General features: G+C 64.6%; 13 protein-coding genes. 4 read left to right on the top strand and 9 right to left on the bottom strand.

Going from position 1 to position 10,387, the window contains the following annotated elements:
• Positions 1-136: 136 nt before the first annotated feature.
• From NA637_RS22710 to nrdR, 9 genes are all read right to left on the bottom strand, one after another.
• Positions 137-784: a retropepsin-like aspartic protease family protein gene (locus NA637_RS22710; protein WP_256074796.1), complete on the bottom strand. Its 648-nt coding sequence runs from the start codon at positions 782-784 to the stop codon at positions 137-139.
• A 95-nt stretch (positions 785-879) separates the two neighbouring features.
• A complete protein-coding gene (locus NA637_RS22705; RefSeq protein WP_256074795.1) occupies positions 880-1,377 on the bottom strand; it encodes a phosphatidylglycerophosphatase A family protein in 498 nt (165 codons plus the stop codon).
• Positions 1,378-1,413: 36 nt separating this feature from the next.
• Positions 1,414-2,373: a thiamine-phosphate kinase gene (gene thiL / locus NA637_RS22700; RefSeq protein WP_256074794.1), complete on the bottom strand. Its 960-nt coding sequence runs from the start codon at positions 2,371-2,373 to the stop codon at positions 1,414-1,416.
• Between the two features lie 14 nt (positions 2,374-2,387).
• Positions 2,388-2,873 (bottom strand): transcription antitermination factor NusB, encoded by a 486-nt coding sequence (gene nusB, locus NA637_RS22695; RefSeq protein WP_256074793.1) that lies wholly within the window; start codon positions 2,871-2,873, stop codon positions 2,388-2,390.
• A complete protein-coding gene (gene ribE, locus NA637_RS22690; RefSeq protein ID WP_019340068.1) occupies positions 2,870-3,346 on the bottom strand; it encodes a 6,7-dimethyl-8-ribityllumazine synthase in 477 nt (158 codons plus the stop codon). Before ribE ends, nusB begins: the two co-directional genes overlap by 4 nt.
• 64 nt (positions 3,347-3,410) lie before the next feature.
• Positions 3,411-4,490 carry a bifunctional 3,4-dihydroxy-2-butanone-4-phosphate synthase/GTP cyclohydrolase II gene (gene ribBA / locus NA637_RS22685; RefSeq protein ID WP_256074792.1) on the bottom strand — a complete coding sequence of 360 codons (1,080 nt, stop codon included), beginning with the start codon at positions 4,488-4,490 and terminating at the stop codon, positions 3,411-3,413.
• A gap of 15 nt (positions 4,491-4,505) precedes the next feature.
• Positions 4,506-5,174, bottom strand: a complete 669-nt coding sequence (locus NA637_RS22680; RefSeq protein ID WP_256074791.1) for a riboflavin synthase — start codon at positions 5,172-5,174, stop codon at positions 4,506-4,508.
• Positions 5,175-5,981: 807 nt separating this feature from the next.
• On the bottom strand, positions 5,982-7,091 hold the full coding sequence (gene ribD / locus NA637_RS22675) for a bifunctional diaminohydroxyphosphoribosylaminopyrimidine deaminase/5-amino-6-(5-phosphoribosylamino)uracil reductase RibD (protein ID WP_256074790.1): 1,110 nt from the start codon (positions 7,089-7,091) through the stop codon (positions 5,982-5,984).
• Positions 7,088-7,555, bottom strand: a complete 468-nt coding sequence (gene nrdR, locus NA637_RS22670) for a transcriptional regulator NrdR (protein ID WP_045424280.1) — start codon at positions 7,553-7,555, stop codon at positions 7,088-7,090. The genes ribD and nrdR overlap by 4 nt, the downstream gene beginning before the upstream one ends.
• A gap of 114 nt (positions 7,556-7,669) precedes the next feature.
• Between nrdR and NA637_RS22665 the strand changes: the two genes are divergently transcribed.
• The 4 genes from NA637_RS22665 to trxA all read left to right on the top strand — a co-directional run bounded on the left by NA637_RS22665 (position 7,670) and on the right by trxA (position 10,292).
• On the top strand, positions 7,670-8,098 hold the full coding sequence (locus NA637_RS22665) for a YbaY family lipoprotein (RefSeq protein ID WP_423836759.1): 429 nt from the start codon (positions 7,670-7,672) through the stop codon (positions 8,096-8,098).
• Positions 8,095-8,772 carry a class I SAM-dependent methyltransferase gene (locus NA637_RS22660; RefSeq protein ID WP_256074788.1) on the top strand — a complete coding sequence of 226 codons (678 nt, stop codon included), beginning with the start codon at positions 8,095-8,097 and terminating at the stop codon, positions 8,770-8,772. Before NA637_RS22665 ends, NA637_RS22660 begins: the two co-directional genes overlap by 4 nt.
• Positions 8,773-8,800: 28 nt before the next feature.
• A complete protein-coding gene (gene thpR / locus NA637_RS22655; RefSeq protein ID WP_256074787.1) occupies positions 8,801-9,331 on the top strand; it encodes an RNA 2',3'-cyclic phosphodiesterase in 531 nt (176 codons plus the stop codon).
• Positions 9,332-9,422: 91 nt separating this feature from the next.
• Complete coding sequence (gene trxA, locus NA637_RS22650; RefSeq protein ID WP_256074784.1) at positions 9,423-10,292, top strand: thioredoxin; 870 nt, start codon at positions 9,423-9,425, stop codon at positions 10,290-10,292.
• The last annotated feature ends 95 nt before the right edge of the window (positions 10,293-10,387 follow it).

Raw genomic sequence — 10,387 nt, 5'->3', positions numbered from 1 at the left:
CTGGACAGGGTTTGGCCCCGAACGCTCCCCTGTCAAGTTTTTTTCGCTTTTCCGCAGTTTTTGCATCTCGAAACACCAACGTTCCGCTGCCTTTTCGTCCGGCCTTCCAGCCTCCAGCGCTCTTATCGGCTTTTTATTATATTTTCGATTCAAGCCTCAACACACCTTGATCTTCCCGCCAGCTGACCCGACTGAGAAAGCTCATGCCGAGCAGGGCGTCAGACGGCGCCGCACCCTCGAGCACGACCGCCTCGACACCCAGCACATCGATGGCGCCGACCTTGACGCTATTGAGCTGCACCCGCCAGGCCTTGGCGGTACCGCTTGCGGTGCCGACGACGATCTGCCGGCCATCGACCCGGTAATCGATTCCCAGGCGCCGCGCCTGGATCTCATTGATCGCTACCGATGTGGCGCCGGTGTCGACGAGAAACTGCACCGGCTGGCCATTGATCGAACCGGCGATCCAGTAGTGACCGCCCTGCCCCTGGGCGATGCTCAGTTGCCGACGAGCAGGCTCGGCAAAGCCGGCGCTCAGTTCACGAGAGAGACCATAGCTGCGCTCGACGCCCTCCACCCGCAGAACCGCGCCTGTCGAATCAGCGCTTATGACCTCTACACCGCCTGGCCCTACCTGACCGACCCGAACCAGCTTGCGCTGGCCGTCGACGTTCAACACGGCAGCGCCAGGGAACAGGCCGACCACCTGCACCCGTGGTGCAGCGGTGACAGCCAGCGAGAGGAGCGACAGCGTGGAGAAGAGCAACAAAGAAACGAGGCGCATCAGTGGCAGCCTTTTGGCACAGGACAGGCCGCATTGTTTCACGAGCCCTTCCGGCATTACAGCGATCCGACGCACAGCCCGAGCCTCCGAGACAATCAGCTCAGCAAGCGCACCGCGATGTGCATCACAGCGCAAGCGGCGAAGCCGGCGAGGATGTCATCAAGCATGATGCCCGGCCCGCCGTGAACCTGCCGGTCTACCCAGCTGATCGGCCAGGGTTTGAGAATATCCAGCAGACGGAACACGACGAACCCGAGCAACAGCCAGTTCCAGCCCGCAGGCACCAGCCAGAAGGTGATCCAGATGCCGGCGAACTCGTCCCAGACGATGCCTTCATGGTCGTGCACGCCAAGATCCTGAGCGACCTTGCCGCACAGCCAGATACCGAAGAGCATGCTGGCGACGATGAGCGCGCCGTATCCCCAGCCCGGCAGCATCTGCCACAGCGGCACGAAGGCCAGCGCTACCAGAGAGCCCCAGGTGCCCGGCGCTTTCGGCAAGATGCCGGAGCCGAAACCAAAGGCCAGGTTGTGCCAGGGATTGCTCCACACCGAGAGCGGGATCGGCTCGGCTTGCGCGGCTGATTCGGTCAAACGGCTGTCCTCATGATTGATTCGAGCGCCGGCGGCTCAACGGGTGAAGTGGGTGTAGCCTCGCTGGCCGATGCCCACAGACCTTCCCTCAGCATCAACCAACCGAACGCCCTCACCCACCTCCACATGGCCAATGACGTGCACGGGCCATCCTTCGGACTGCAGGCTCGGTAACGCATCGGCCGGCAAGGTAAACGCCAAGAGATAGTCGTCACCTCCCCCCAAGCCGGATTGCAGGGCCTGCTCAGCCCCGGCGAAACGCACCAGCGAGTCCGACAGCGGCACCCGGGCTTGCTCGATTACCAGCGAAACAGCGGACGCGGCGGCGATATGGTTGCAGTCGGCCAACAAGCCATCGGAGATATCCAGCGCCGCGCTCGCCTTGCCGCGCAGCGCCTGTCCCAGCGCCAGCTGCGGCTGGGGCGACCAGTAGCGCCTGAGCAGCGCCGCCGCTTCGGCGGTGCCCTGCGCGCGCTCACCCAGCACGATCGGCAGCGCGCCAGCTGCATCGCCAAGAGGCCCGCCGACGCAGAGCAGGTCCCCCGGCTGCGCGCCGCTGCGCAACAACGCCTGGCCTACCGGCACGCGCCCAAACACCGTCAGCGTCATGCTCAGCGGGCCGCGCGTGGTGTCGCCGCCGATCAAACGCATGCCGCAGCCCGCCGCCATGGCGTCGAGGCCACGGGCGAACTCGCCCAGCCAAGCGGGGTTAGCGGAAGGAATCGTCAGGGCGAGGGTAAAGCCAATGGGCGCAGCGCCCATGCCGGCCAGATCGCTGGTCGACACGGCCAATGCGCGCTGACCGAGCAGATAGGGATCGCAGGGATCGGGAAAATGCACGCCGGCGACCAGCGAATCGGTGGAGATCGCCAGCTGCTCACCGGGCGGGACGGCGAGCAAGGCGCAGTCGTCGCCGATGCCCAGCACGACGTCGCCGCCAGCCCTGGCACAAGCGGCGGCGGCGAAGTACTGGCGGATCAGCTCAAACTCACCCATCAGGCCGTGCAGGCTCAGCGCTTGTGAGCGCTGACCTCGGCACTGCGAAGGCTGGGCGCCAGCTTGTCCAGCACACCGTTGACGAACTTGTGCCCGTCGGTGGCACCGAACACCTTGGCCAGCTCGATGCCCTCGTTGATTACCACCCGGTAGGGCACGTCGATGCGCTGCATCAACTCGTAGGTGGACAGGCGCAGGACGGCCAGCTCGACGGGGTCGAGTTCTGCCAGCGGGCGATCAAGATGCGGCACGATGGCGCCGTCGACTTCGGTCTTGGCCCGCGCCACACCGGTCAGCAACTCATGGAAGTAGTTGCCGTCGACGCCGGAAAAATCGTTGTCGACGCGAAACTGCGCCTCGATCTCGTTGAGGCTCTGGCCTGCCATGTGCCACTGATACAGCGCCTGCATGGCCAGGCTGCGCGCCACACGGCGCGTGGCGATCTTGCCCTTGGCCTTGGGCTGCGGGGCATCCTGACTGTCGTCGCGATTCAGGCTCACTTGGCCTCCAGCTGCGCCAGCAGGCTCACCATTTCCAGCGCGGAAAGTGCGGCTTCGGCGCCCTTGTTGCCGGCCTTGGTGCCGGAACGCTCGATGGCCTGTTCGATGGAGTCGACGGTCAGCACGCCGAAAGCGACCGGCACGCCGAACTCCATGGAGACCTGGGACAGGCCCTTGGTGCATTCACCCGCGACATATTCGAAATGCGGGGTGCCGCCACGAATGACCGCGCCGAGGGCGATGATGGCGTCGTATTCGCCCTGCTGGGCGACCTTCTGCGCGACCAGTGGAATCTCGAAGGCACCCGGCGCGCGGATGATGGTGATGGCGTCTTCGGCGATGCCGTGGCGCACCAGCGCATCGACGGCGCCGCTCACCAGGCTCTCGACAACGAAGCTGTTGAAGCGGCCAACGACCAGGGCGAACTTGCCCTGCGGGGCGATGAAGGTACCTTCGATGGTCTTCAGTGTCATAGGTGGTTTCTCATCTCTTTAAAGAACGAAGGCGCCGCGTTGCATCGCGGCGCCCTGACATCATTTATTCGGCAGGCAGGTATTCTACAACTTCCAGATCGAAGCCGGATATCGCGTTGAACTTCATCGGCGAACTCATCAGGCGCATCTTGCGCACCCCGAGATCGCGCAGGATCTGCGAGCCCGCCCCAACCGTGCTGTAGGTCGCCGGGCTCGGCAACTGCTGGCGGTTCAGCTGGGCCAGCAGTTGCGGCCCGGTCAGCGGGTTGCCCAACAGCAACACCACGCCGCTGCCGGCCTTGGCGACTTCGCTCATCGCAGCGCGCAGGCTCCAGCGTCCGGGCACGGTGACCAGCAGCAGATCGCGCAACGGCTCCATGTTGTGCACGCGCACCAGCGTCGGGTTTTCCGGCGATATCTCACCGCGGGTCAGCGCCATGTGTACGGTGTCTTCCACACCGTCGCGGTAGGTGACCAGTTTGAACTGCCCCAGCTCGGTTTCCAGCGGCTGCTCGGAGACCCGCTCGACGGTGCGCTCATGGATCATCCGGTAGTGGATCAGATCGGCGATGGTGCCGATCTTCAAACCGTGCTGCTCGGCGAAGAGTTCGAGCTCCGGACGACGCGCCATGGTGCCGTCGTCGTTCATGATTTCGCAGATGACGCCGCTGGCCTCGAAGCCAGCCATGCGCGCAAGGTCGCAGGCCGCTTCGGTATGACCGGCCCGCGCCAGCACGCCGCCTGGCTGCGCCATCAGCGGGAAGATATGCCCGGGGCTGACGATGTCCTCGGCTGTCGCACCGCGGGCTACGGCCGCCTGCACGGTGCGCGCACGGTCGGCGGCGGAAATGCCGGTGGTGACGCCTTCGGCGGCTTCGATGGAGACGGTGAACCTGGTGCCGAAGCCGGAGCCATTACGCGGCGCCATCAGCGTCAGCTGCAGGGTTTCGCAGCGCTCGCGGGTCATCGGCATGCAAATCAGGCCACGGGCGAAACGGGCCATGAAGTTGATGTGCTCGGCGGTCACGCATTCGGAGGCGACGATGATGTCGCCTTCATTCTCGCGGTCCTCGTCATCCATGAGGATGACCATCTTGCCGGCGCGGATGTCTTCGATCAGTTCTTCAGCGGTGTTCAGAGCCATGTGGCCAATCCTTCTTCAACGAGCCGGGTTCAGGTAGCCATGTTCGGCCAGGAAGCTTTCGGTCAGGCCCGAGGCATTGGGCTCGGCGGCCTTGTCGCCCATCAGCAGGCGCTCCAGATAGCGAGCCAAGAGGTCCACTTCCAGGTTCACCTGCCGTCCGGGGCGGTAGTCGACCATGATGGTTTCGGCCAGGGTGTGCGGAACGATGGTCAGCTCGAACTCCGCGCCGTTCACGGCGTTGACCGTGAGACTGGTGCCATCGACCGTGATCGAGCCCTTGAGCGCGATGTACTTGGCCAACTCGCGCGGCGCGCGAATGCGGAACTGCACGGCGCGGGCATTTTCCTCACGCGCCACCACCTCGCCCACGCCATCGACGTGACCGCTGACCAGATGCCCGCCGAGACGGCTGGTCGGCATCAGCGCCTTCTCCAGATTCACTCGGCTACCAGGCTTGAGATCGATGAATGCGGTGCGTGCCAGCGTCTCGTGGCTGACATCGGCCCAGAAGCCGTTGCCCGGCAGCTCGACCGCGGTCAGGCAGACGCCGTTGACCGCAATGCTGTCGCCCAGTTTGACGTCCGCCAGGTCCAGCTTGCCGGTCTCGACCAGCACCCGCACGTCGCCACCCTTCGGCGTCATGGCACCAATGGTCCCGATGGATTCGATTATTCCGGTGAACATACGGCCTCCCGTGGAAGGCTGTTGAAACGATGCATATGACCAACTCCTGTTTTGATAAAACAGGGCGCTGCAGATCGATAGGGAGTGGACGCGCGCGCGCAAGGCGCCCGTCGAGGCATCCCGCTCTCTCTCATCCGGACTATACCGTCGGCCCCGGAATCACACCGGGTCTGCTGACCTTGTCAAAGACAAGCGCTCGCGGGCTAGACGCCAATCGAAAGCTACTGCGCCCAGGCCATGCTGCGTTGTAATCCTCCTCGAAATGCTCATTTACCGCAGTAAAATCCGCTTTCTCGTCGAATCACGCCTTGCCTGACCTGCGCTCGCTACGCTTTCCAGCTTTTTTTGGCTGCGTCATTACCGCCGGTGGGGAATCTCACCCCGCCCTGAGAACGTGGGCCGCTAAGGCCCGGCGCCGTTTTTACCACAGTTGCGCCGGTTCTGCAGCCGGCAAACGATCCTTTGACCTCCAGCCCAGCCAGTAAAATCCCGGACGATCCTCGTAGCGCTGCGCTTGTTTGTCCATGGGCATCGCAGCGGGTGATCGCGCGCAGATACCGCCAGCCGCACCCGATGCAACGCAAGGCGATCAGCAAGGAACGTCACTCCCGCAGTCTTCGTACCGACACGCCGAGCCAGGATCCGCTCGCCCTATGCCGATCCTCCGCGCAAACCAGGACACGACCAGGACGCACGCGCCGGACCTTCACAGGTGCCACGAGGGATTGGGTATGTCAGAGGTTACGGCTAGGCAACCGTCGGCAGCGGCATGCGCTGCCGAGACCGACCGCAAGGGCCAGGCGGGCGTCAGTTCGTGGGTACGGCGATGATTTTCCAGTCGTCGCCAACCGCCCGGATATTGACGATTCGCAACTCGCGCGCCTCGCTCATGCGCTCCAGTGGCAGCTCGAGCAGCGGCCGGGCGCTGGAGCCGAGGAACTTGGCCGCGACGAACAGCTGGTACTCGTCGATCAGCCCCAGCGCGGCAAAGGCGCCAGCCAGCCGCGGACCCGCTTCGAGCAGCACCTCGTTGGCGCCACGGCTAGCGAGTTCGCGCAGCAAACCCTGCAGGTCCACACGCCCCGCATCGCCCAGCCTGGTCAGCACCTCATGACCCGCTGCCCGATAAACTTCGGCCTGATCGGAACGGGTGCTTGCCACCAGCGCAGGGCCGACCTGGAAGAACGGCGCGGCCAGCGGTACGCGCAGTTGGCCATCCACCAGCACCCGTAACGGTGGACGCTGCATGGCCAGCGCGGTCATTTCGTCATCGAGCCCTAGCTCTGCCGCACGCACGGTCAGCCTGGCGTTATCCATGAGTACCGTATCGGCGCCGGTCACCACCACGCTCGATTGCGCACGCAGCCGCTGGACCTCGGCTCGGGCAGCGGCTCCGGTGATCCACTGGCTTTCACCGCTGGCCATGGCGGTACGGCCATCGAGGCTCATCGCCAACTTGGCACGCACGTAGGGCAGCCCGGTCTCCATGCGCTTGATGAAACCGACATTCAGCGCGCGGGCATCTGCCTCCAGCACGCCGCTGGCCACCTCGATACCGGCGCTGCGCAAGCGCTCGAGGCCACGCCCGGCGACCTGCGGATTGGGGTCCTGCATGGCCGCGACGACACGCCCGATGCCGGCGTTGACCAAGGCTTCGGCACAAGGCGGCGTGCGGCCATGGTGGCTGCAGGGCTCAAGGGTGACGTAGGCAGTCGCACCGCGGGCGCGCTCGCCGGCCTGTCGAAGGGCATGAACTTCAGCATGCGGTTCGCCAGCCCGCACATGCCAGCCCTCGCCGATGCGTTCGCCATCCTTGACGATGACGCAGCCGACCCGTGGGTTGGGATGCGTGGAATACAGCCCTTTGCGCGCCAGCTGCAGCGCCAGGGCCATCCAGGCGTGATCCTTGGTGCTCATTCGGTTTTTGCAGGCTCGCGTGACAGGCGCTCGATTTCCTCGCGGAACTCGTTGAGATCCTGAAAACGGCGATAAACCGAGGCGAAGCGGATATAGGCGACCTCGTCGAGCTTCTGCAACTCGACCATCACCAGCTCGCCCAACACGCGCGATTTGATCTCGCGCTCGCCGGTGGCGCGCAGGCGATGCTTGATGTGGGCGATGGCCTCTTCGAGGCGCTCGACGCTGACCGGTCGCTTCTCCAGCGCGCGTTGCATGCCGGCGCGCAATTTCTCTTCGTCGAATGGCTGGCGGCTGCCGTCCTGCTTGATCAGCCGCGGCATGACCAGTTCGGCGGTCTCGAAGGTGGTGAAACGCTCGCCGCAGGCGAGGCACTCACGGCGACGGCGCACCTGATCACCCTCGGCCACGAGGCGCGAGTCGATGACCTTGGTGTCATGTGCACCACAGAAGGGACAATGCATGGGTCAGAGCTGTCAGACGTCGGGAGAGCCATGGTAGCGCATCCCGCCAGCAAGACAAATCGAGCGGATTGTTGCTATACAGGCGCGCATCAACCTCATGTTATGGAGCCGTCCGTGCAGTTACGCCCCTTTGTTCTGCCTGCTTTGCTGCTGGTTCTGGTTGGGTGTTCGAGTGAGCAATCCCAGCGTCCTGTTGCGGCGGTTACCTTCGAGGAACCGCCCCAGGCCACCACCCTGATGCACGAACTGCACGGCAGCCTGATCGGCGTCCCGGCCGACAGCGAAGTCGAGCTGGCGCTGCTGGAAGTCAACCGCCATGACCAGCCAGACCGACTGCTGAGCAATGTGAAGCTGCAGGGTCGGGGAACCGAGCTGCCCTTCATTCTCAAGTTCAATGCCGAGAAATTCCCTCAGGGTCGAGACGTGGAACTGCGTGGGCGAGTGACCCGCTCGGGGCAGTTGATCATGCGTCTGCCAACCGTGCAGGTGAGCAGCCCGGCCAGCCAGTCCCTGGGCCCGCTGCATCTGGTGCCAGCGCCTTGACCCCGCCCGCTGCGCTGCAACAAGCCCTGGCTGAGCTGCTCGGCGACGCTGCGCTGAGCATCGAGTCGCTGCCCGGCAGCGATATCCGTCTATGGCTGATCGATGCGGCCAATATGGACCGGGCGTTCAGCCCGGAGGAAACCCGGCGAATCCTCGACGAGCCGCCCTATTGGTGCTTCTGCTGGGCCAGCGGCCTGGTCCTGGCGCGCTGGCTGGCCGAGCGTCCGGAATGGGTGCGCGGCAAGCGTGTCCTGGATTTCGGCTCGGGCTCGGGTGTCGCCGCGATTGCCGCAGCGAAGGCCGGCGCGGCCGAGGTTGTGGCCTGCGACCTGGACCCGCTGGCCCTTGCCGCGTGCCGCGCCAACGCCGAACTCAACGGCGTGCAGCTCAACTATTCGGACGACTTTTTCAGCGAGGCCGACCGCTACGACCTGATCATCGTTGCCGACGTGCTTTACGATCGGGCCAACCTGCCCTTGCTGGATCAGTTCCTCAGTCGCGGCCAAGTCGCGTTGGTGGCCGATTCCCGTGTGCGGGATTTCCAGCACCCGCTGTATCAGCGCCTGGACATCCTTGACGCCTGTACCTGGCCCGACCTGGCCGAACCTGCGGAATTTCGCCGGGTCAGCCTCTACCACGCCCGTCGCGAAGCCGTGCCCGTCGCGATGTGCTGACAAGCAGCGCCTGCCGTCAGGAGGAAACATGCCGACCGACAAACCCTTACGCCTGTTCTTCGCCCTGGCCTGCCCTTCCGGTCTCGCTGAGGCCGTCTGCAACTGGCGTGACAGCCAGGAGATAGAGGGTCGGCCCGTCGCCCAGGCCAACCTGCACCTGACCCTGGCTTTTCTCGGCAACCAGCCCGCGGCCTCCCTCGGGGGCTTGCAGCCGCTTGCGGCAAAGGTGCGCGTCGATACCTTTGCGCTGCGGCTCGATCAGTTGCGGATGATCGGCAAGGATTTCGCCTGCCTGATGCCCAGCCAGAGCCCGCCGCCGTTGAACCAACTGGTCGAGCAACTGCGCGCGGGGCTGGCCACCCACGGCGTCACGCTCGACGCACGGCCGTTTCTGCCGCACGTCACGCTTTCACGCCAGGTTCACGCCTTGCCTGATATCCAGCCACCAGCATTCCATTGGCCGGTGCGCCACTTCGGCCTCTATTGCTCCGAAAACACCTCGTCGGGTATCCATTACAGCGAACTGGCGAGCTGGCCGTTGACGATCCCCGGTCGCTGATCGGGTATCAGTGCCGCCCTTGCTTCCGAATCGGCTCGTCCCCACTTAACATGCACGCCTCATTTCGCATGCGCCCATTCCGAGAGTTCCAATGAGCCAGACTCCCTACATCTTTGACGTCACCAGCGCCAATTTCGAGCAGCTGGTGCTGGAAAACTCCTTTCACAAGCCGGTGCTGGTGGACTTCTGGGCCGAGTGGTGTGCGCCCTGCAAAGCGCTGATGCCGCTGTTGGCGAAGATCACCGAGGAGTATCAGGGCGAGCTCGTGCTGGCCAAGGTCAACTGCGATATCGAGCAGGACGTGGTTGCGCGCTTCGGCGTACGCAGCCTGCCAACCGTAGTGCTGTTCAAGGATGGCCAGCCGGTCGATGGCTTTGCCGGCGCCCAACCGGAATCTGCGATTCGCGCCATGCTCGAGCCCCACGTGCAGGCGCCCGCGGCGCCGGAAGCGGACTCGCTGGACACCGCACAAGCGCTGTTCGCCGAGGGCCGCATCGGTGAGGCAGAGGAGCTCCTCAAGCAAGTGCTGGCTGAAGACAACGGGAACGCTGTCGCGTTGATCCTCTATGCACGCTGCCTGGCCGAACGTGGCGAGCTCGGCGAAGCCGAACTGGTGCTCGATGCCGTCAAGGGCGACGAACACAAGCAGGCCCTGGCTGGCGCCCGCGCGCAGCTGACCTTCCTGCGCCAGGCCAATGACCTGCCGGAGGTTGCCGACCTCAAGAGCCGTTTGGCGCAGAACGCCGAAGATGACGAGGCGGCCTACCAGCTGGCCATTCAGCAACTGGCCCGTCAGCAGCACGAAGCGGCGCTGGACGGACTGTTGAAGCTGTTCGTACGCAATCGCGGCTATGCCGACGGCCTGCCGCACCAGACGTTGCTGCAGGTATTCGACCTGCTCGGCAGCGACCACCCGCTGGTCACCACCTACCGCCGCAAGCTGTACCAGGCGCTTTATTGAGGCAGCAGCCAGGCTGCGCTGTTGCAGGAGATCCCCCGTCGTCCAGGCGCCGCGCTGTCGCGCAGCAAACTGGAGCGAGCTTGCTGGCGATCCAT

This window comes from Stutzerimonas stutzeri (assembly GCF_024448935.1).
In the GTDB taxonomy this organism is placed as follows: domain Bacteria; phylum Pseudomonadota; class Gammaproteobacteria; order Pseudomonadales; family Pseudomonadaceae; genus Stutzerimonas; species Stutzerimonas stutzeri_AO.
The sequence above is the reverse complement of the archived record's forward strand: the minus strand, read 5'-3'. Positions and strand labels throughout refer to the sequence as shown.